The 23,269-nt window shown below is 56.5% G+C and carries 15 protein-coding genes; 3 read left to right on the top strand and 12 right to left on the bottom strand.

The annotated features are described in order from the left end of the window. Positions 1-134: 134 nt before the first annotated feature. From ACUNV4_RS06755 to ACUNV4_RS06715, 9 genes are all read right to left on the bottom strand, one after another. Complete coding sequence (locus ACUNV4_RS06755; protein ID WP_430877742.1) at positions 135-1,910, bottom strand: FAD/NAD(P)-binding protein; 1,776 nt, start codon at positions 1,908-1,910, stop codon at positions 135-137. A gap of 145 nt (positions 1,911-2,055) precedes the next feature. Further along, entirely contained in the window at positions 2,056-2,781 is a 726-nt protein-coding gene (phbB, locus tag ACUNV4_RS06750) for an acetoacetyl-CoA reductase (protein WP_430877741.1), read from the bottom strand. Positions 2,782-2,865: 84 nt separating this feature from the next. Continuing rightward, positions 2,866-4,044, bottom strand: coding sequence for an acetyl-CoA C-acetyltransferase (locus ACUNV4_RS06745; RefSeq protein ID WP_430878295.1), 1,179 nt, complete (start codon positions 4,042-4,044; stop codon positions 2,866-2,868). 22 nt (positions 4,045-4,066) lie between these two features. Next, complete coding sequence (gene lpdA, locus ACUNV4_RS06740; protein ID WP_430877740.1) at positions 4,067-5,818, bottom strand: dihydrolipoyl dehydrogenase; 1,752 nt, start codon at positions 5,816-5,818, stop codon at positions 4,067-4,069. Between the two features lie 12 nt (positions 5,819-5,830). Next, the gene (aceF, locus tag ACUNV4_RS06735) at positions 5,831-7,132 is read right to left on the bottom strand and encodes a dihydrolipoyllysine-residue acetyltransferase (protein WP_430877739.1); all 1,302 of its coding nucleotides are present in this window, start codon (positions 7,130-7,132) and stop codon (positions 5,831-5,833) included. 45 nt (positions 7,133-7,177) lie between these two features. Next, entirely contained in the window at positions 7,178-9,832 is a 2,655-nt protein-coding gene (aceE, locus tag ACUNV4_RS06730; RefSeq protein WP_430877738.1) for a pyruvate dehydrogenase (acetyl-transferring), homodimeric type, read from the bottom strand. A gap of 1,537 nt (positions 9,833-11,369) precedes the next feature. Beyond that, the gene (locus ACUNV4_RS06725; RefSeq protein WP_430877737.1) at positions 11,370-11,711 is read right to left on the bottom strand and encodes a hypothetical protein; all 342 of its coding nucleotides are present in this window, start codon (positions 11,709-11,711) and stop codon (positions 11,370-11,372) included. 105 nt (positions 11,712-11,816) lie between these two features. Further along, the gene (locus ACUNV4_RS06720) at positions 11,817-12,995 is read right to left on the bottom strand and encodes a hypothetical protein (RefSeq protein WP_430877736.1); all 1,179 of its coding nucleotides are present in this window, start codon (positions 12,993-12,995) and stop codon (positions 11,817-11,819) included. 272 nt (positions 12,996-13,267) lie between these two features. Then, positions 13,268-14,236, bottom strand: a complete 969-nt coding sequence (locus tag ACUNV4_RS06715) for an RluA family pseudouridine synthase (protein WP_430877735.1) — start codon at positions 14,234-14,236, stop codon at positions 13,268-13,270. A gap of 589 nt (positions 14,237-14,825) precedes the next feature. On the opposite strand from ACUNV4_RS06715, the gene ACUNV4_RS06710 reads away from it, so the two are divergent. Beyond that, positions 14,826-18,512, top strand: a complete 3,687-nt coding sequence (locus tag ACUNV4_RS06710) for an Rne/Rng family ribonuclease (RefSeq protein ID WP_430877734.1) — start codon at positions 14,826-14,828, stop codon at positions 18,510-18,512. A gap of 209 nt (positions 18,513-18,721) precedes the next feature. Here ACUNV4_RS06710 and ACUNV4_RS06705 read toward each other — a convergent pair whose 3' ends face one another. Continuing rightward, positions 18,722-20,158 carry a dynamin family protein gene (locus tag ACUNV4_RS06705; RefSeq protein ID WP_430877733.1) on the bottom strand — a complete coding sequence of 479 codons (1,437 nt, stop codon included), beginning with the start codon at positions 20,156-20,158 and terminating at the stop codon, positions 18,722-18,724. A 228-nt stretch (positions 20,159-20,386) separates the two neighbouring features. Here ACUNV4_RS06705 and ACUNV4_RS06700 point away from each other — a divergent pair, with 228 nt between their 5' ends. Further along, on the top strand, positions 20,387-20,845 hold the full coding sequence (locus ACUNV4_RS06700) for a hypothetical protein (RefSeq protein ID WP_430877732.1): 459 nt from the start codon (positions 20,387-20,389) through the stop codon (positions 20,843-20,845). Between the two features lie 4 nt (positions 20,846-20,849). Further along, positions 20,850-21,443 carry a rhomboid family intramembrane serine protease gene (locus ACUNV4_RS06695; RefSeq protein ID WP_430877731.1) on the top strand — a complete coding sequence of 198 codons (594 nt, stop codon included), beginning with the start codon at positions 20,850-20,852 and terminating at the stop codon, positions 21,441-21,443. Positions 21,444-21,482: 39 nt separating this feature from the next. Here the strand turns inward: ACUNV4_RS06695 and ACUNV4_RS06690 are convergent, their stop codons facing one another. After that, on the bottom strand, positions 21,483-22,409 hold the full coding sequence (locus ACUNV4_RS06690; protein WP_430877730.1) for an ArsR/SmtB family transcription factor: 927 nt from the start codon (positions 22,407-22,409) through the stop codon (positions 21,483-21,485). A gap of 59 nt (positions 22,410-22,468) precedes the next feature. Continuing rightward, positions 22,469-23,146, bottom strand: a complete 678-nt coding sequence (locus tag ACUNV4_RS06685) for a hypothetical protein (RefSeq protein ID WP_430877729.1) — start codon at positions 23,144-23,146, stop codon at positions 22,469-22,471. Between the last annotated feature and the right edge of the window lie 123 nt (positions 23,147-23,269).

Raw genomic sequence — 23,269 nt, 5'->3', positions numbered from 1 at the left:
CTTGGGCTTGGGCTTGGGCTTGGGCTTGGGCTTGGGCTTGGGCTTGGGCTTGGGCTTGGGCTTGGGCTTGGGCTTGGGCTTGGGCCAGGGCCAGGCATCAGTATTGTGCCCACGGCTGGGTCCATAGGCCGGGGTCAATCAGGACACCGACTCTCCAGAACCCTTTTGATCAGCTGCCCGGCCCACTCCCGCTGCTCGTGGCCAAAGCTCTCGGTGATACTGTCTGCTCCGAGTATCGATCCTGTAGCCAGTCTCCCCAATAGTGCGACAGGAGGTGAAGCCGATAGAGCCTCGCCCTGTACGGCCACAGACCCTTCTCGCGTCGACGCTCCCAGGCTCTCACTCAAGGGAATGAGCCGTGCTTCGTCCAGCAACTGCCGGATCAATGGTGTGCCGACCTTGCTCAGAATTGGCGACGACAACACGGTATCAATCATGACAGTAGCGAGCATCCGGTCAGCTCCCTTCACCAGCTCCCACCCCTCTTCCACCAGTCTTGTCTCCGGGTCGTCTACGAAGGCGAAAGTGAGGTGTCTTGAACGCAGCAATGCCAGCAGGCACTGTGCATTGTCGACGGGAGGGCCATAGGTGTATCTCTTCATGCGCTCATGCAACTCGACCAGATCGCTGATTGCCTCTACCGACAAACTGGAATGGGAAAACGCTCGAAACATGATCTTCTGCAGATGTCGCCACACCTGCCCCAGGCAGTAGTCGAAACCGGGTGGTTCGAGGCCGCAAGCCATGTCGATAAACAACTGCATGCCATGCTCTGCAGGCAGGTCGCGATCGACGATGAGTTCATGGCGATAGTCTTCATCTCGCAGCCAGCTGACTGCGATGTCGAAGAGCCGGGATGGTGAGTAGTGATCGACGACATCCGGACGAACCCGGAGAAAGACGGCTACCTGTATATGTGAAATCAGATTGATCAGCTGTCTGCAGGCTCTCTTGCCCTCACCATGCTCGGCCAGTATCGAACATTGCTTCTCGAAAAACTGCTCCTGCAGGGAACCGGGCCTGAAACAATCATCCAGGTGACGATTCAGGGGTTTGGGCGCCATGGGCAGTCCATCCAGTGAAAATGGCGCAATTCTCCCCGGTTCCCGACCCGATGGCTCATAGATCATCGTGCGTCTATCGTCATCCGCCACCACAAAGCGACCGCCTCGCCCCTCGGTCAGCCCTTTGACAACATCTATCATCGACAAACCGAACCCACGCAGCGCCACCGTGCATCCCGGGGCGATGGACTCATCCCGCATATGGCTTTCCAGTGGATAAGGCTCTGTGACAAGACGGCAATCGGGATGCTGATCTGCATGTTGCATCCAGGCTCTCATGTCCTTGCCCGGTGCTGTCGGTTGATGTCCAATGGCCAGTACCACTTCGTCGACTCGCGCGACGGCACCTGCAGCATGCTCGATGACATGACATTCAACCGTCGCGTCCCATCGTACCTGCAGAACTTCGGATTCCACGATTGTCAGCCAGCCCGCGCTTTCCAATGGCAAGGCCATGCTGTTGAAGCGAGACTGTAGATAGTGTCCCAGTCTGGCACGTGCAGGATAACGATCCACTCGCTGATTGCCACCTTCTGCATGATCAGCGTCGGCCCACTTCTTGTAGGATGGAAAACCGGCAACTACCTGTCGAGCAATGCGCATGTCAGCTCTTGGGGGAATATCCAGCTCTCTTTCCGGCAAGTTCAGCAGACTTCCGGAAAACTGGTCTGGCGCATAGTTCGGACCACTGCCGCGATAAGTACTGGCTTCGAACAGGATCACCTGCATCCTGGCCGCCAATGCCGAATCAGTCAGAGCAGAGCACAGACTTTCCAGCGCGGCAAGACCTCGGGGACCGCCGCCAATGATTGCCACGCGAAAGTGGTCTTCACGAATTGCACACATGATTGCAACACTCGGCAGACAGGCAACTGGCGTGGACCGAGAGCATGGCCCCAGAAACCGAAACGGCCACTGTCACCTGGTGATAGCGGCCGCCCTTGGACAAATACGCGAACACTGCCTCCCGTTCAGGAGAGACAGATGGCGATCAATACATGTGTTGGCCACCGTTGACAGATACCGTTGAACCGGTAATGAACCCGGCATCATCGGCAACGAGAAACTTCACTGTTCTGGCAATATCTTCAGCCTTGCCCAGACGGCCAACCGGGATCTTGGCAATGATCTTCTCCAGAACCGCTTCCGGTACAGCTCGAACCATGTCGGTGTCTACATAACCGGGAGCAATGGCATTGACCGTAACGTTCTTGCCAGCACCTTCCTGTGCCAACGCCTTGGTAAATCCATGAATACCGGATTTGGCAGCGGCATAGTTGACCTGACCATACTGGCCAGCCTGACCATTGATGGAACCGATATTGACGATACGCCCAAAGCTCTTCTCGCGCATTCCGTCGATGACACAGCGACACATGTTGAAGCAGGATCCGAGATTGGTATCGATGACGGCTTGCCAGGCTTCCTGATCCATGCGATGCAATGTGCCATCACGTGTGATGCCGGCGTTGTTGACCAGCACATCCACGGACCCACCCAGGTCCTCTTCGATTTTCTTTACGCCTGCCTGACAGGCGGCATAGTCCGAGACATCGAATTTGTATACAGCGATACCCGTGGATTCTGAAAAATCTCGCGCTCGCTCGTCATTTCCAGCGTAATTCGCTGCAACATTGTAGCCCGCCTCTTTCAGGCCCTCGGAGATGGCTGCACCAATCCCGCGAGTTCCGCCAGTCACTATTGCAATCTTTGCCATGATCAATCCTTCTCCTGCTGGTTGTTGAGTTTTCTGCTTGAATCCGACGCGCCCACTCGGGCGCATCGATCTATCATCCTGCTGTCAATCACGCTCTACGCACATTGCGATACCCATACCACCGCCAATACACAAAGTGGCCAGGCCTTTCTTTGCATCACGTCTCTGCATCTCATGCAGCAGCGTGATGAGTACGCGAGCACCGGATGCCCCGATGGGATGGCCCAGTGCAATGGCGCCACCATTGACATTGACCTTGTCGGTATCCCAGCCCATGTCATTGTTGACGGCACAGGCCTGTGCAGCAAACGCTTCGTTTGCTTCCACCAGGTCGAGGTCTTCGACAGACCAGCCCGCTTTTTCCAGAGCCGCCCGGCTTGCAGGAATGGGACCTGAACCCATGATTTCAGGCTCTACACCTGAAGTTGCCCAACTGACGACGCGTGCCAGAGGCTTTGCCCCTCGACTGGCCGCTTCATCCGAACTCATGAGGACCAGTGCGGCGGCACCATCGTTCAGACCTGAGGCATTACCGGCCGTGACAGACCCTTCCTTCGAGAATGCTGGACGCAGTTTTGCCAGAGTTTCGGCAGTTGTACCGGGCTTGATGTATTCATCCTTGTCGACAACAATGTCGCCACGACGATTCTTGACCGTGACAGGTACGATTTCCTCTTCGAACTTGCCCGCTGCCTGTGCTGCTTCTGCCTTCTGTTGCGAAGCAGCGGCAAATGCATCCTGTGTTTCACGAGAAATGGTCCATTTCTCGGCAACATTTTCAGCAGTGGTTCCCATGTGATATCCATGAAAGGCATCCCACAGACCGTCCTTGATCATGGTGTCGATGAACTCTGCACTGCCCATCTTGTAGCCACTGCGAAGCGGGGCACAATGGGTTGACAGGCTCATGCTCTCCTGACCACCAGCCACGACAATCTTGCTGTCGCCCGCCTTGATTGCCTGGAAGGCCATGGCCACCGTACGCAGGCCGGAACCGCAGACCTGATTCACCGTGACCGCGGTACGCTCGGCAGGAATGCCGGCTTTCATGGCAGATTGCCTGGCCGGATTCTGACCACTTCCCGCAGTGAGCACCTGTCCGAAGATGACTTCGGAGACGTCTTTCGCTTCGACGCCACTGCGCTTCAGTGCTTCTTCAATGGCGGTCGCTCCCAGATCAACCGCCGACACGCTGGACAGAGCTCCGAGAAAGGAGCCGATGGGAGTCCTGGCTGCGCCAGTAATGACTATGTCGTTCATGATGCGAGATTACCTCTGCTGGGAATTAATGCTTCTTTTTGGGTGGAATGAGATCCGTGATGGTCCCTTCGAACATCTCTGCTGCGAAGTTGACTGTCTCGGACAGAGTGGGGTGCGGATGAATGGTGTGACCGATGTCGGTGGCATCAGCTCCCATCTCGATGGCCAGCGCCACCTCAGCGACGAGGTCGCCCGCGTTGGGTCCGACAATGCCAGCTCCGATGACGCGATCATCCGTCGGATCGAACAACAGCTTGGTGACACCTTCGGAACGACCGAGGCTCAGCGAACGACCTGAAGCCGCCCAGGGAAAGACGCCCTTGCCGACCTTGATGCCCTGTGCCTTCGCTTCCAATTCAGTCATGCCAACCCAGGCGACTTCCGGATCGGTATAGGCTACCGATGGAATGACCCGCGCGTCAAACACTCGTTTCATGCCGGAGCAGACTTCAGCCGCCACCTTGCCTTCATGTACCGCCTTGTGCGCCAACATGGGCTGACCCACGACATCGCCAATGGCGAAGATATGCGGAACGTTGGTTCTCTGCTGATTGTCCACCGCGATGAAACCACGCTCATCCACGGCGACACCAGCCTTGTCCAGACCCAGCGTGGCACCATTGGGACGACGCCCGACAGCCACCAGCACCTTGTCGAACGTGTCGACATGTTCACCATCAGGGCCACTGAATACCACCTTGAGGCCATCCGCCTCAGCCGTGACCCCGGTCACCTTGGTTTTCAGATGGATGTTCTCGTAACGCCCCTTGATGCGATTGTGCAGCGGCTTGACGATATCCTTGTCTGCTCCTGGAATGATCTGATCCATGAGTTCGACCACCGTGACCTTCGAGCCCAGGGCATCATAGACCGTACCCATTTCCAGACCGATGATGCCACCACCCAGAATCAACAGGCGTTTCGGGATATCTTCCAGTTCGAGCGCCCCCGTGGAATCGATGACACGCGGATCATCATGCGGCACGAATGGCAATTTGACAGGTTCTGAACCGGCAGCAACGATGCATTGATCGAAGGTGATCAGGGTCGACTTGTCGCCGTCCGTGACCCGCATCGATTTCGGGCCGTCAAACTCTCCCACACCATTGACCACCTGAACCTTGCGCGCCTTGGCCAGCCCCTGGAGTCCACCGGTCAGCTTGTTGACCACCCCTTGTTTCCAGTCTTTCAATTCAGCGATGTTGACATCGGGTCGGACGAAGGTGAACCCGTGCTCCCCCATCTCCTCGTACTCGGTGATGACTTTTGCCGCGTGTAGCAAGGCCTTTGACGGAATACAGCCAACGTTCAGGCAGACACCACCCAGCTGGCTGTCCTTCTCTACCAGTACCGTTCGCAGACCGAGATCTGCCGCGCGAAAGGCAGCCGTGTAACCCCCGGGACCGGATCCCAGTACCAGCACCTCGGCGTGAATGTCACCATTCAGCGGCGCTGTCGGGCTACCCGCTGCGGCCGGTGCAGCTGACGGCGCTGCCGAGCCTGCAGCCGGTGCCGCCGCAGAGGCTGAAGCCGGCTCCGCTGCGGCTTCCGCCGTTTCGATGGCCATGATCACCGATCCTTCCGAACACAAATCGCCTTCGGCAACATCGATCCGGGTGATCTTGCCTGCCACCGGCGAGGGTACTTCCATCGTGGCCTTGTCGCTTTCCAGCTCGATCAACGGATCTTCCGCGCTGACCTCATCACCCACTGAAACCAGTACCGAGACGACAGGTACATCCGTGAAGTCTCCAATATCAGGGACCTTGATATCCATGTAGTCTACCTCTTAGTGCATCAGACGACGCACGTCGCCCAGCAAGTGTTTTAGAGTGGCTGCAAAGCGCGCTGCGAGTGCTCCGTCAATGGCTCGGTGATCGTAACTGAGCGACATGGGCAACATGTTGCGCGGAACGAACTGTTCACCGTCCCAGACAGGAGCCATTTTCGAGCGAGTCAGACCCAGGATGGCAACCTCAGGTGCGTTGACGATAGGTGTGAAACTTGTTCCACCAATGCCACCGAGTGAAGAGATGGTGAAGGTGGCACCCTGCATGTCAGGGGCCTTGAGCTTGCCTTCGCGAGCCTGAGCCGACAGATCCGCGAGTTCCCTGGAAATTTCGATGATGCCCTTGCGATCAGCATCCTTGATGACCGGAACCATCAGGCCATTCGGGGTGTCTGCGGCAAACCCGATATTGTAATACCCCTTGCGAATCAGCTTGTCGCCATCAGGGTGGATCGACGAGTTGAATTCCCAATGTGCTTTCAGAGCAGACACGCTGGCCTTGACGATGAAGCTCAGCAAGGTCACTCGATATCCTTCGGTCTTGGCCTGGTTGTCCATCTCCTTGCGGTACTTGTCCAGATCCGTGATATCGGCTTCTTCCTGATGCGTGACATGAGGGATGTTCAGCCAGGAGCGGTGCAGAGCCGGACCCGACAGCTTCTTGATACGGGACATCTCCACATCTTCGGTGGGCCCGAACTTGGAGAAATCGACCACGGGAATGGGTGGAATGCCCATGCCGCCGGATGCACCGGCAGGCGCGCCCGAGGCAGCAGCAGCAGGAGCCGTGCCCTTGAACCACTCGGTAACATCTTCACGCAGAATGCGACCACCGCGCCCACTGCCCTTGATCTGGGAAAGATCAGCGCCCAGTTGGCGGGCAAAGGCACGTATGGAGGGTGACGCATGCGCCTTCTTGAAGCCGGACTCGTTGACGTTGGCCACACCCGATTTACTGGCCTGTGTCTCGGCAGGCGGTGCCATACCGACAGGAGCCTTGTCGACGACAGCTGGTGCCGGTGATTCGGCAGGAGCCTGTGCAGCAGGTGCGGCATCTCCAGCGCCTTCGGTTTCGAGGATCAGTACCAGAGACCCCATGGAAACCGTATCACCTTCACTGACCTTGATTTCCTTGACGACACCAGCCACCGGGCTGGGCACTTCCATCGTGGCCTTGTCGCTTTCAAGCTCGATCAAGGGGTCTTCCGCATCAACCGAATCCCCTACTCCCACCAGAATGCTGATGACAGGGATATCCGTGAAATCCCCGATATCTGGAACGGTTACGTCAAGCGCTGACATGTCTTTCTCCTGAATGTCTTGTGTATGGGCGATGATCAGGCACGATCACACCAGCCTCGGATTGGGTTTGTTGCCGTCAATGGAATACTTGGCCATGGCCGCTTCGAGATCACTGCGGCTTACGGCATCCTGCTTGTACAGTTCTACCATCGCTGCGGCAGCGATGTGGTTGGCATCGACTTCGAAGAATCGCCGCAGGTTGACTCGGCTGTCCGATCGACCAAAGCCATCGGTACCCAGCACCGCGTAGGACTGGGGCACGTAGGCACGAATCTGCTCGGCGTAATTCTTCATGTAGTCCGTTGCGGCGATGACGGGACCGCTAGCCTTGGACAATATGTCGGTAACGTAAGGCACGCGTGGGGTTTCCAGCGGATTCAGGCGATTCCAGCGCTCGGCGTCCTGACCATCTCGCGCCAGTTCATTGAACGAGGTGGCAGACCAGATATCGGAGCTGACGTCGAAATCCCGCTTGAGCATCTCGGCCGCGTCCATGACCTGCTTCAGAATCGTTCCCGACCCCATGAGATTGAGATGACGCGCAGCAGGTGTCTCTGCCGACAACTTGTAGAGTCCCTTGATGATTCCTTCTTCGGAACCTTCGGGCATGTCCGGATGAATGTAGTTCTCGTTCATCAGCGTGAGATAGAAGAATACATCTTCCTGGTCGACGTACATCCGCTGCAGTCCATGATGAACAATGACCGCCACCTCGTGGCTGAAGGTCGGGTCGTAACTGATGCAGTTCGGGATGGTGCTGGCAAGAACATGAGAATGGCCGTCCTCGTGCTGCAACCCTTCACCGTTGAGTGTCGTCCGACCAGCGGTGCCGCCCAGCATGAAGCCTCGAGCACGACTGTCACCGGCAGCCCAGGCCAGATCCCCGATACGTTGAAACCCGAACATGGAATAGTAGATATAGAACGGGATCATCGGCACACCGTGAACGCTGTAGGAGGTCGCCGCGGCAATCCAGTCGGCCATGCCTCCCGCTTCGTTGATGCCTTCCTGCAATATCTGACCAGTTTTGCTCTCTTTATAGAACATCATCTGCTCGGCATCTTCCGGCGTGTACATCTGCCCTTTCGGATTGTAGATACCGACCGAACGAAACAGCCCTTCCATCCCGAAGGTGCGCGACTCATCAGGCACGATGGGTACGATCTGCTTGCCGATCTTCTTGTCTCGCAACAAGGTGGTCAGTACTCGCACGAAGGCCATGGTCGTGGAGATTTCGCGTTGACCGGTACTCTTCAGTTGCGCCCCGAATACCGACAGATCCGGAATTTCGAGTTTCGGCGAGTCTTTCCATTTGCGTGCCGGGAATGCACCACCGAGCTCTTTTCTACGCGCTGCAAGATAAGCCTTCTGCTCATCGTCCAGCTTGACGAATGGTGCCGAGCGCAAGTCGGCATCGCTGACCGGAATCTTGAATCGATCACGGAAGGCATGCAGTTGATCTTCCGCCATCTTCTTCTGCTGGTGAGTGATGTTCTGCCCCTCACCGGCGTTACCCATGCCGTACCCCTTGACGGTCTTGATCAGCAGGCAGGTCGGCTGTCCCTTGGTCTCCGATGCATTCTTGAACGCCGTGTAGACCTTTTCCGGATCGTGTCCACCGCGCCGCAGACCGAATATCTGCTCATCGGTCCAGTCCTTGACCAGTGCTGCCGTTTCCGGGTATTTGCCGAAGAAGTGCTCGCGTACATAGGCACCATCCTTCGACTTGAAAGTCTGGTAATCCCCATCAACAGTCTCTTCCATCAAGCGCCGCAACATGCCGCTGGTGTCATTCTCCAGCAGTTCGTCCCAACCCTGGCCCCAGAGAAGCTTGATGACATTCCAGCCGGAACCCCTGAATTCGCCTTCCAGTTCCTGCACGATTTTTCCGTTACCTCGCACCGGGCCGTCGAGCCTCTGCAGGTTGCAGTTGATGACGAATATCAGATTGTCCAGATCCTCTCGCGCTGCAAGAGATATCGCGCCCAGTGATTCGGGCTCATCCATCTCGCCATCACCAAGAAAACACCACACCTTGCGATCGGCCATATCGATATGACCACGGTTGTGCATGTACTTCATGAAGCGCGCCTGGTAGATGGCACACAATGGCCCCAGCCCCATCGATACCGTCGGGAATTGCCAGTAGTCCGGCATCAGCCAGGGATGTGGGTATGAAGACAGACCCTTGCCATCGACTTCGGATCGGAAGTTGAGAAGTTGCTCTTCGGTCAGCCGTCCTTCCATGAAGCTGCGAGCGTAGATGCCGGGTATGACATGTCCCTGAAAGAAGACAAGGTCGCCACCGTGGGACTCACCCTGCGAACGCCAGAAGTGATTCAGGCCGATGTCATACATGACCGCAGATGACGCGAACGAGGCGATATGGCCACCGTATTCGGAACTGATTTTATTGCGGCGCACAACGGTCGCCATCGCATTCCAGCGGTTGATGGTCCGTATACGCCATTCCATTTCGAGGTCGCCCGGGTAGGGCTCCTGCATATCCGCGGGTATCGAGTTCTGGTAACTCGTTGTTGCAGAGAATGGCAGATTGCTACCTTGCTCTCGAGCCTCTTGTACCGTCTTGTCCAGTAGAAAGTGCGCCCGCTCCGTTCCGTCGCGCTCAATGACATCCGCTACCGCGTCTCGCCATTCAGCAGTTTCGATCGGATCGATGTCGTGAATCGGACCATTCATTCAACGTACCTCTTTACGATTTTTGTCATTATGACTCAAGTTGACTGCTGCTTATCAAGTCGATTTTCCAATGCTGCAAGTGCAACAAATGGAAGACGGATAACTTGCAGGAGTAGTAGGACCGACATGAAGCTTTGCGACTGACATGAACTCCTTATTGCAAGGAGTGACTCCTGCAGATTGACCACCGGATGCTGCGCAAATTGCTTCATCATTAATGAGCGTATAGTTTAACCATCAACGTCATGACGAACCATAACAGCACCGATTCATGAATGGTATCCAATCATGGAAGGAAGATACAAGCAGTTGAAATGGAGATCATGGCAACACCGGAAACGCGGCTGTCATTCGCTGCGACAGGCGATGGGCATCGATTGATGAGTGGGTCGAAATCAAGCTGCCAACCTTCCGACCGGTAGAGCAATGGCCCCGGCCAATCCATCGCATCGAAGATGAAGGATGGACTGTTCAGCTTGCCAGCAGAGCACCTGACAGACGTTCGAGCGAATGGCGGATCACCTTGCCCGATGCCCCGACGCCTCTCGGCTCAACCTGGCCGCCACGACACTGCCAGACCTGGTTCGGCTATCGATGAACAACGAGTGAGAAGACCGGGATGGATGTAATCACCAGCCCGAACTGTCGGGCGAGTGGGCAGCTTCAAGCTGCCAGCCTGCAAGCATGGGCCCGAACAGCTTGAGCCGCTCAGCCTCGATCAAACAGTCTGATGCGAACCGATAGCGCGCTGAACGGGAAATGACCGCTGCGCACCGGTGTTGGGTAACCCTGCTGTGATCATTCCTGCCGAGGATAGAGAAAATCAAGCAGGATGTTTCGAACGATGCCATCGTGCAAATCGCGGGCGGCTTGAACATTCCGCCAGAACGATGTGAGCGAGACAGTTAACCTCAATGAGGTCAAGGCAGTTCAGTGGCGCGACTCATCGGCACCGCAACCTGCCCGTACGCCGCGGGGCAGTTATCGCCCCAGACCTCGCAACAGATCTCGCACCCGCACCCCGAGCGCAGATCTCGCACCCTGTCCACGGGCACGGGCACGAGCGCACAAGCACGAGCACGAGCACGAGCACGAGCACGAGCACGAGCACGAGCACGAGCACGAGCACGAGCACGAGCACGAGCACTACAGCTTACGCACCTTTCAAAACCAGCAACAGTACAATCTTGACCCCAAATTACCACAGGAATCATGACAACAGTATGACAAACCAAGGGTGGTAACACTCATGCTATTGCAATTTTGGCCCCTCTCCTCCTCTGGCTCAGCCTCATACGAAAGGCACAACACTGCAATACCGATACAATGCATCGAGGCAGTGAGGCAGTGAGGCAGTGAGACACGAGACACGAGACACGAGACACGAGACACGAGACACGAGACACGAGACACGAGACAGTAAAGCAGCAAGGCGGCGAGACAATGAGGATCGATTGCCCGAAAGCCTCTGCCGCTCGAAAAAAGTGCCGATCGAGGTGCCTTGCACAGGCACCTCTCAAGACCGAATCGGAATTCCTCAGAATTCCTTCTTCAGCCTGTACTCTTCTTCACTCTCCGTCATCAGGCGTTTACCACGGCGCATCATGGCTTCGCCTTCACTGATATTTTCGTTACCATCCTTGATTTGCTCCCGCCCTTTTCGGATCCTTTTCTCGCCTTTGGATACCAGCTTCTGACCATCCGCCCACTTGTCGCTGATGGCACTGTACTGATCCCCTTCACTGGCTACCGAATCGGCAAAATCCGGGGAACGGGTCGCACAGCCGGAAACCACCAACGACAGGGAAAGCGCAAGTGGCATGAGCACCGATGGAGAAAGGAAACGGTGTGAATTCGAGTTGTGTATTTGTGTCTTCATGATGATTGGAAAAACCGAGTAAGCAAACGAATTGCGCTTGCCAAAGGGTGATGTGGACCGGCCCGAGCCGATCCACGTGACGGGATCCAGATGTCGGGATGTAACCTATTTGACGCGGTAACGGACCGCAAGATTGGCCGAGGTCGCTACATCGTCATTGCCTGTATTCGTATTGGGCTTCTCATCCGTATCGATTGCTGCCAACGTCAAGCCGAGGTCGAGTTGGTTGGTCAGGTGATACAGAAACGTGGACGTCAGCAGGTTGGTGGTAAAACCACTATCGTCCGCATCATCGGCGCGCTGAACCGAGAGATCCCAGGCATTGATCCAGTCGATCCTGTCTGACACCTCATGGGAGTAGCTGAGTCGATTGTTCAGATTCTGCACGGTATTGTCTCCGAAGATCGGCTCGTAACTGGCGACATTGATCAGCTGCCCTTTCAAACCATAGGGTTTTGCGTATTCAAGCTGAAAGGTCAACTTGGGATCGTTGTCTGTCAGCCCGGAAAAGTCGCTCGACTGAAATCCGGCACCCGCACGCACCAGCCAACCATGACGTCGCGCGCTGATCGGCTCATCGAACAGGACATCGTCCAGCTCGACAACGGCAAGCGCAGACAACTGTTCATTGACCAGCGCACCGGATTCCACCAGCACCGACTCCATGTCCGAGTACCAGACACCACGGTATTCGCTCGCCCCTTCCCTTGATCGATACTCGGACTCCCGACCGATGATGGCAGCCAGTTGCATCAATGAGTCATCGCTCAATTCGGATCGCAGTAGCGACCTTGATTCGAGAGCTTCCTGAATACGCAGCGCCTTGGCCAGTGGGGTGGCATTCCACACGCGGCCATAGCCGACACCGGTGGTCACTCCGAGATTGTCATCGACTGCGCTGTCCTGATGGGCGAAATCTCCACTGACGAAGTAGAAAAGTGCATCATTGGTTTCGCTGAAGTAGGCATCACGACTTGCTGCTACAGAAAACCCGAAGTCATCGACTGACTCATCAGTGGCATTCGGCCCCCTGGACGCATCCAGATTGCCATCGACCCGCAACCCGATGACGCGTGCTGCGGAACTGTCCCTCTTGTTATAGAAGCCAGTGAGCAGGGCATCGTAGCTTGTCTGATCCTGATTACCGGAATTGGCATTGGCATTGAAATCGACGTATGCCTCATCGAATGCGGTATCCGGATCGGTGAAATCCGTGAGCTCGATCGCCTGGACGCTCAAAGGCAATGAGAACAAGGCTGTCGTTGCAAATGTCTTGAAAGTCATGATGGAAGTTTCCTCTGCTGATGCCGGCTTGTATCAACCAGCTGCCAACAGTATGGAGACGCCCATTCAATAAGAAAAACTATATATAATTGTCGAATTGGATGATATTTTTTATCAGATTCGATGGCTGCGTAATCTGTCCACTCTGCGCAGATGCGCACAGAGCAGATACTGTCCGCCCGCAATGATCGGCTCCGCGACACCCGGATGAAACATATGACAGCATCAGATCACGGCTGAACTCGCCAGTCCCGCTTGTGCCGTCCAGACTGTCACTGCTCGCGCAAGGCTCGCAAGGATTCCTCCCAGGCAGAATCCACTGGTGCCTGCACGGTGATGCGCTCGCCCTGCCAGTCGAAGGCGAGTTCCGAGGAATGCAGAAAGAGGCGTGACAGCCCCGCCTGTCTGAATCGGGTGTTACTGCTGTTGTCCCCATAACGCGTGTCACCCACAATCGGGTGACCACTGTGCCTGGCATGAACGCGAATCTGATGAGTACGTCCCGTATCCAGTTCGACTTCCATCAGCGTGGCCTGCTCGAAGCGCTGACGAATGAAGAACCGGGTGCGCGCTTCCTGCCCCTGGGAATCGACAGTGACCCGCCGCTCACCGGCCTTCTCGACATTCTTCTTGAGGGGAGCATCAACCAGGCGGATGTCATCCGGCCAGCAACCGTCGACCAGTGCAATATAACGCTTGATCACCGTTCTCTGACGAAACAGATCCTGCAGCTGTCGATTGGCCTTCAGGCTTCTGCCTATCAGCAGGCAACCACTGGTCGCCCTGTCCAGGCGATGTGCCAGCTCCAGTTTCGGCTCTTTCAGATGCTGCCTGATGGCGTCGATGAAGCCGAATGCCAGCCCACTGCCACCATGCACGGCAATACCGGCGGGCTTGTTGACCAACAGGAAATCCGGGTGCTCGACGATGATCGCCTTACCGGCCGCTGCCGCCAGCTTGTCGGGGACCGTCACATCCTGCTGTGGCTGCAACTGTATTGCGGGGATGCGTACCTGCTCCCCGGCTACCAGCTTGCGTGTCTGCTTGACCCGCCTGCCATCTACCCGCACCTCACCCTTTCTGATCAGACGATAGACATGGCTACGCGGCACCCCGGTGCACCGCTTGATCAGAAAGTTGTCGATGCGCTGCCCGTCTTCATCAGCCGTGACACGCTCATGACGTGGTCTTGACGCTTCCATGGGTACCGCCTCATCGGACGGTTGCCGACCGCTGGCCATCAGCAAGATCCGCCCTTGCGCCAAACCTGAGTGCTATGCGATTGAATTGACATGCTTTTTGCTAGTGTTCATGTATAGTCGCCCTGCTGACGAAGTGCCGAAAAGGTTAGATGGCACGACAGCGACCGCGACGAGGATTGCCGAATCTCTCAGGCACTGCTATATTGAAGAGTCGGCGCACGAATGGATTCCTTACGCTGACTATTCTGACAGTATCGTTCATTACACGGGTAGTTGCCACTTTCACGACAGGCAGAAACCGCCTTCTCGGCCAGGACTGTACAACGGACCGAACCGATGTGCGGATGCCCGACTGGACAGATACGGAAAACTAGACAGACTTACTCGCTCGATCATCTGAGGCCGGAGGCCCGCCATGATCGCAGAATTGCGAAGTACGCAAAACCAGCGTGCTTCATCAGATAAATAACTAGCACGGATTCCGCCTGTTCGGCCAACGAAATGCTGAGCGCATATATCAAATATTGCCTGTCCCTCCTTTTCTGGTATTGCACCAGCAAGGACGAGGCGTGCGCGCATTCGCCGGATGTTCCGGCCAAGGCAGGGTCCGTCATGGACCAAAACAATAATGAAGAGAATGTTGATCAACGCGACTCACCCAGAGGAGTTGCGTGTTGCCATCGTCGATGGGCAGAAACTGGTTGATCTGGATATAGAACACAAGTCACGCGAACAACGAAAATCCAACATCTACAAAGCCAGAATTACCCGTGTCGAACCCAGCCTCGAAGCGGTTTTCGTTGATTATGGCGCTGATCGCCACGGCTTCCTGCCGTTCAAGGAAATTGCCAAGGAGTTTCTGAACGGCAACGGCAAGAAGTCCGAAAACGGCCGACCCAACATCCGCGATTGCATCAAGGAAGGCCAGGAAATCGTCGTTCAGATCGAAAAGGAAGAACGCAGCAACAAGGGCGCTGCACTGACAACCTTCATCAGCCTTGCCGGTCGATTTCTGGTTCTGATGCCCAACAACCCACGTGCCGGTGGCGTTTCCCGACGAATCGAAGGCGATGACCGTTCAGAGCTGAAAGCGGCCATGTCCGAGGTCGAAGTCCCGGAAGGTATGGGCACCATCGTACGCACGGCAGGCATCGGTCGCACCACCGAGGAATTGCAGTGGGACCTGGACTATCAGGCGGCAATCTGGAAAGCCATCCAGGAAGCAGCCGGAGAGAAGAAAGCCCCCTTTCTCGTCTACCAGGAAAGCAACATCATCGTTCGCGGACTGCGTGACTACTTCCGCGGTGACATCGGCGAAATCATTGCCGATGAACCAGCCACGCATCAGCAGGCCGCCGACTTCATCAAGCTGTACATGCCTCAGAACGAACGCAAACTGAAGCTGTACCAGGACGATGTTCCCTTGTTCAACCGCTACCAGGTGGAGTCGCAGATCGAATCTGCCTTTCGCCGCGAGGTACGCCTCCCATCCGGTGGTGCGCTGGTCATCGACCACACCGAAGCGCTGATATCCATCGATATCAACTCCGCCCGTGCCACCAAGGGTTCGGACATCGAGGAAACGGCAACCAATACCAACCTGGAGGCTGCAGACGAGGTGGCTCGTCAGTTGCGGCTGCGGGACCTCGGCGGCCTGGTTGTCATCGACTTCATCGACATGATGGCCTCCAAGCACCAGCGCGCCGTGGAAAACCGCCTGCGAGACGCCCTCAAGCAGGATCGTGCACGGGTACAGATTGGCCGCATATCCAAATTCGGCCTGCTGGAGATGTCCAGACAACGGCTACGCCCTTCACTGGGCGAATCCTCGGAGAATGTCTGCCCTCGCTGTCAGGGTCACGGCACCATTCGCGGCGTGGAATCCACAGCTCTGTCCATCCTCCGCCTCATGGAAGAGGAAGCCATGAAGGACAATACCGGTCGCGTCATGGCCGATGTTCCCGTGGAGGTCGCGACCTACCTGCTGAACGAAAAGCGCCAGAGCATCACCGAAATCGAAGCGCGCAACAAGGTTGTACTGCTGATCGTTGCCAACCCCACGTTGGAAACGCCCAACTATCACATCGAACGTATCCGCATGACAGAGGCGGAACACGAGATGATGCAGAAAAAGAGCTACGAGCTCGCCTCCGACAACAGCGAGAGCTTCTCCCCGCAGAGCGCTCGGGATGAAAAGATTCCCGAAACGGCAGCCGTCAGCACCGTTACCCCTCTGGCACCGGCTCCAACTCCGGCTCATCGCATGCCGCAGCCCGAACCACAGACGGTTGCCCCCCCTGTAGTGCAGGGACCCGGCGGGTTCCGACGCATCTTCGGTGCCGTCACGTCCCTCTTCGGTGCCCCTGCCGCACCTGCCGTTGCCGATACCGCAGCCGAGTCCAAGGCTGACACCGATTCGAACAGACGATCTGCCCGCAGCGATGCTCAGGAGGAGGAATCCCGGGGTCAGAAGCGAGGCAACAAGCGCTCCGGAAATCGCAATGGTCGGGGCCGCAACCGCAACGATGGCGACAAGAGCGAGGCGGCGTCGGAAAACCGCGGCAATCGCAACAACCAGCGTCGCAGCAAGAACAATGAGGACGGCGCTGAAGGTAGCGAGCGCAAGAACGGCCGAGGACGTGGCAGAGGTCGCAAGCAATCCACCGATGCCACCAACGACGGTAGCAGCGGAAACAACAGGACCGAGCAGGAGACTGCAACCGCGGAGGCAGCGGAAACGACGGCGAAAAAGCCCCGCAATCCGAAGCGAACGAAGGAATCTGTCGACAACAAGGCTGAGACTCCAACAGAGGCAGTCATTGTCGACGCGGAGAGCTCTTCTGGCGAGTCCACAGGAACGGATAACGGAGAAGCGCGCAAGACTGAGGAAGGCGGCCGCAGCCGGGGCCGACGTGGTGGTCGACGCCGTGGTGGCCGCGGACGTGGACGCAACAGCGAACGCAACGAGAAGACAGCGGACAGCACCGAGTCCGACCAGACAGTCGCCAATGCCGACGCCGCCGAAAACAGCTCGCCGACAGAGACCCGGACAGACGCACCGGCAGGAAAGTCAACGGATGACGACAACAAGGACAAGCCGACCCGAAACGTAGCCGCTACCAATGAGTTGCAGCAGGCATCAGAACCTGCAGACAATGTCGCCACGGACAAACCTGCCACAGGTGTCGAACAGGATGCCTCGCAAGGTCGGGAAACCCGTCAGCAACACTCGGATGACGCACAACCTTCCCAGTCCCGCACGGAGAATCTCGATACGACCAGTGCAGAAGCGCCTGCAAAACTCGATGAGCCAGCCACAGTTCGGCAAGAATCCGGCAGCAACAAGACGTCAGTAGCCACCGATACCACTGAAGAACCCGCCGGATTGGCCACACCTGAGCCTGCGCCCGTCCCGACCGGGCAATCGGTCGACACGGCAAGCGCACCCGACGATGACGTGCCTTTCGCCGCAGCATCCGGTGACCGCTCAGCTGTAAATGCTTCGGCAGAGGCGAAAGCTGCCGAGACGCCAGCCTCTGAGCCGCAACCCGAGGAAGCTACGCAGCAGGCGGTTCCAGACGCGCCAGCAGAGAAGAAGACAGCTGATACCGTTTCGGACAACACCACAGCAGCCGCCAGCCAGCCGACCAATGCTGATGAAACGGCAGGTGAAGTTGCCACGGCGGATGTGCCGTCGAACGAGGAGAGCTCGGATGATTCCGACAAACCTCGCAGACGAGGTGGAAGCCGTCGACGTGAACGCGTGAACAGCAAGAAAGCGGCCGCTGCCAAGGCGAGCCCGGTAGACACGACGGTCGATTCAAGCGACGCACTCGCTGAAACGGCGACCGCCAGTGCGGACACCACGGTGTCGGTGGCCCGAGAACAGGCTGCCGAGAAACCCGCTGCATCGGAGATTGCAGATACCGCTGACAAGACGCCCGAACCGCTGCCTACCGTGCGTGAGTCGTCGCCAACAGAGGTCGCTGCCAGTCAGGCCTCTGACAACAAGCAGGAAACCGGAATCAACGGGAGCGGACAGTCCAGCGAGGCCAGGGTATCCCAACGACAGCCCAGTCAGCTGAAGAGCACCGTACGCTCGTTGGCCAACAAGGACGAAGGAGCGTCAGGCGGCATGTCACTGGCTTCCCGGAAGGTACCCGACGTCACCCCTGAAACGGTCGTTGGCGTACAGGCTGACAGCCTGCCAGGCAGCAATCAGTCAGAAGAGAAATCGCCGGAACGGGACGAGCCTCGGGATACCGGCGTGGCAAAGCCTGAAACTGAAATGACCGAAAAGCCGGCTGATCAGTGATGGTCAGCTACTGACTGCCTGCGACAGATGCGGGCAGTCTTGCAGTCACCCTTCCACGCCCCCGCGTGGAGGGATTCGTATCAGGACAGGACGACGCTCATGTAGCTTCGGAATGGCAAGAAAAAACCGGTCATCGACCGGTTTTTTCGGATCTTCAACGGGTCTAACGGCTGGAGACAATGGCTGCACGGTAGCAGCCACTACCCGTGTCAGCCATCCACTCTGTCGGGAAGCTTGCCCGACGGATTGGTGAATTGATCATTGAGCTTCTGCACGAATTCGGAGGCGTGTTCGATGACCTCATCAGTCGTTTTTCTGGATCGACTGTTCCAGCCCACCGGATCCTTGCTGAATACGGAACGAAAGAAGCGCGTATTGAACTTGAATGCCTTCGTATAGGGTTCATCCGGGGTGTTCTTCAAACGGGAAGCCATGAACTGCGTCACCAGTTTGCGTATGAAGAAGTGCACGATGAGAAAAACCAGAAGAATGCCAAGCAGGGTACTCAACATCGCCACCGGATCAGCAAACAGGCTCAGTATGAAGCCCATCAATGACCCCATGGTACCCATCATGATCGCACTACCGAACAGACCCAGAGCCGCAAGCCCGAACACCAGCGCATCAAGTCGCAAGACTCTGCGCGACCAGGTCGCCTTCAATCGAGCAATGGCCGGAATTGCCTGATCACGAATGGTGTAAGCCTGTTTTTCCATGGAGCCGACTATGCGATAGGCTCGCTCGACTTCAACCTGCCGGATACGATCCTCGATTTCCGTCATGTCTGCATCGCGCTTTTCCTCGAACCGGCGCCGGCGAGATTCATCATCGATGGGAATCGACACTTCCTTGTTGTAGATGGTGAAGAACCTGCCTGCCGTCAGCCCTTTCTGCGATAGTGCGCGCTGCCAGGCACCAACAATCTCTTCGGTGTTGTCCTCTCTGGCTGCGGTATCAATCTGATTGAGAATGAACAGAAACTTGCTGCTGTCATTGCGGGCGATGGTGTTCTCGACCAGATGGGTCAGCGTATCCTGCATGGCACCGGGTTCTGGATGACGAGCATCGAAGAACACCAGTACCAGATCCGAGATCTCCATGATGTGATTGGTCAGTTTCAATGTCGAGGTGCGTTGAGCATCGGCATCAAACCCGGGGGAATCGATCAGGATCTTGCCTCGCACGACTTCGGAATCCGTGACCTTGAGCTGCAGATAGGCATCGATCCGGCGCCCCTCTCCTTCGGTGACTTTCTCGATCTCGTCACTGATCCGGTAGAACGGGAATCTCATGTCGGCATCCAGCGCCAGCCCTGGCAGGACACGACCGGCATTCTCCTCGCCATAGCACACGACCGTGAACTTGTCGTCGACCGCCTGATTGCCGGTCTTCTGCAGCTTCTGCCCCAGATAACTGTTGATGAACGAGGACTTTCCGGCAGAAAACACTCCCAGAATGGACACCAGTGGCCACCAGGAGATCTGCATGGCATAGGAATCATCCGTGTCGATCAGGCCAGTCTTGTAACCGATTGCATCGAGTTTGCGAAAACCTGCAATGGCATCAATCAATACCGGGTTCTCACGCTCAAGATGGGTTTTCAGGCTGTCGAAACGTTTGACAATTGATTTGTCGGGTCGGACCATCAGGTTTCAGGGCTCCGGAACATGAAATATCATTGGAAACAGCATATGAGCAAGTGATAGCTGTTCAACAGGGGATCCAGACGCATCTGCCGCGTTCTGGCGACTCGGCAGCAACAGAAGCGGCTGAACATTGCATCAATTCTATCAGTCGCAACCACTTGTACGGCCTATGACCTATGTTTATATGTGTATTGAACGTTATGCATTCACACAAAAGGAGATCAAGACATGTGGTTCATTACCTTGCTTGTACTGGCCGTTGCAGCCGTACTGATCGTCAAAGCGGTCAAGGCACATTCCGAGAGGCAATCCAGCAGCGCTGCTGATCAGGAGCCCACGTCCGGGCTGCACGGCTCGTTGAGACGAACCGAGAACGCCGATCAGACCAGACAGTCACCTCCAGCAGCCGACGACATTCCGGAAAATGTCTCGACAACGACTGCGACGAACACGGCGTCCAGCGAACAGGTAATCGACCAGCCCGATTCTTCGACTACACTCAATGACATTCGGGAAATGATCAAGACTCTCAACCTGACGGACAGTGACTCCGCCCGACTGGGAATCAGCAGTGAAGAATTCAATGCTCTCAGAAATCGCGAGAATGCTGATACATCAACCCTCCCGCTGCCGGACGCCACTACTCAGGCAGATATTGCAGAGCGACTACGACGAATGTTGAATTGAATCCATGAACGGCCTGATTGACTCGCGAAACATACACTCCATCAAACGTGATCTGGCAGGGGTTTGTATTTTCATTGCGATCATCTGGGTCGTCTTTTTTCTCGACCGCTTTCTGCCATTGGAAAATCTGGGTCTGATTCCGCGAACCTTTCGTGGACTCACGGGGATCGTGGCAATGCCCTTTCTGCATGGCGATTTCAAACATCTGCTGGGCAATACCATTCCATTGGCGGTGACCATGTTGCTGATGGCCGGTTCGAGAGCCAATAGCGGTGCAATCGTGGCGATCATTGCGTTGTTGTGTGGTATTGGACTGTGGCTCTTTGGTCGAACCGCTCTGCATATCGGTGCAAGCGGCGTCGTATTCGGCCTGATCACCTTTCACGTGTTCGCTGGAATATTCGAGAAGCGGCTGCAGTCTGTACTGATATCCGTTGTGGTCGGGCTACTCTACGCATCTACCCTGGTACAGGGTGTTGTCCCGTTTCAGCCGGGAGTTTCCTGGGAAGGCCACCTGATCGGGGCATTGTCCGGAGCCCTGGTCGCGTCGCTGGTATCACGCACACTCAAGAAGACACCCACCTCTGCCACCGTCTGAGACGAGCACCGGGACATCAGGAGAATTGAGGTCTTGAGGTCAGCGGCAATGAGCCTGCCAGAACTTGACGGTCAAGGGATCACCGATCAATGAGTCTACCGGTCCCGGCTCCAGCGATGCCTGAATCATCGCCTGATGAATTTCACGATCACTGAACCCCAACCGCTGGTGCTTGTGCTCGGTTCGCAACCGCTCCTCTTGATGTGAGGCGAAGTCCACGATGATCAAGCGCCCCCCAGGCGCCAGCGTACGCGCAGCCTCGGCGATTACCAACCCGGGCTCGAGACTGTAGTGCAGCACCAGGTGCAGAGTAGCGAGATCGATCGATCGATCATCGATGGGCATGTTGTACATATCGCCTTTGCGGACCTGCAGATGCCTGAATTCATCGCGTTCCAGCTGCGTTCTCGCTATCGCCAGCATCTCACTGCTCAGGTCGATGCCCACGCCCCTTTCGATCTGCCTGGCGAACAGTTCCAGTATGCGCCCGGTTCCAGTGCCGATGTCCAGAAAATTGCCGACTGGCTCAGGCCCGACCAACTCTTGCAGACGAGCTTCGACATCAGCCTCGGGCACGTGCAAGGCTCGTATCTTGTTCCATTGCCCGGCGTTTTCCTGAAAATAGTTCTCGGCAAGCTCCGCCCGCTTTTCCCGAATCTTGTCCAGACGCACCAGATCACGGCTGAGCTCGGTGTCGTCATCAGGCAGCAGATCGACCAGCGTTCTCGCCAGATAGGCAGATTCGCCATTTTCGGCAATCCTGTAGAACACCAGCGAACCTTCCCTGAAGCGGGTCAGCAATCCGGCTTCAACCAGCAGCTTCAGATGTCTGGAGACTCGGGGCTGGCTCTGGCCCAGTATCAGGGTCAGTTCCGTCACACTGAGCTCCCCATGCGCACACAACGCCAGAAGTCTCAGGCGCGTGGGCTCACCTGCCGCGCGCAATCCGGCCAGTAACACTTCCATACACGTATAAACATATGTGGATATGACCGGCAGTATGCACCAGCGTGACCGTTACGGGGTCAATCTATCCGATTCCACCGGCGCAGATAACGAATGGCGGAGGGCACGGTAAACAACAACGCAGCGCCGAAGGCCATCACGCTCTGCGACAGACTCAGCAGGGATGAGCCTCGACTGGCATTCATGTAGCTGTCAATCAGGACAAGCAACAGTAGAACCAATGCCGGAAAGTACATGCCGGGACCCGGACGCGGCTCATCGAACGCCCTATCCTCTTCTTCCGGATCCAGAACAGCAGACGATTGCGCGGGACTCGGCGCAGAGCCGCTGATCACCAGCTTTCTGGCTACGCGCAGGGTTTCCAGGTCTGGGAACGACTTGCTGGACAGCTGCTGCAGGGTACTGTTGGGCCAGATTCGGTAGAACTGCACCTGTTCTTCTTCCGTGTGTCCCCTGACATCGACCCGGATGACAAAACCCTGAATGGTACGGCCGGCCAGTCTGGACGCATATGCCCCTGTCTCGATGGCGACCTCTCGCAGGGCATCACCGTCAATGGCATCCACGACATCGATGACGGCAAGCAGTTCTGCGGTATCCGGATCGACGATGACGAACGATGGAGCACGCATGTGCTCGCTCGCCTTGCCAGCCGAACCCAGCAAGTCCAGGTCAAGCACTATGGAGGCTCTCGGGAAGTCCGATTGCAGTAGAAAGCTGTAAATGAGATCGTCCAAGATTTCGCCGCCACACTGTTGTTAATGTGTTGCCGAGAAGAGTACTCAGCAGCACGTCGGACGTCAATATTTTGCCGTATAACGTGAAGTAACACACAATATATTGACACTTGCCACCAATGA

It is taken from the genome of Granulosicoccus sp. 3-233, from assembly GCF_052681095.1.
The sequence above is the reverse complement of the archived record's forward strand: the minus strand, read 5'-3'. Positions and strand labels throughout refer to the sequence as shown.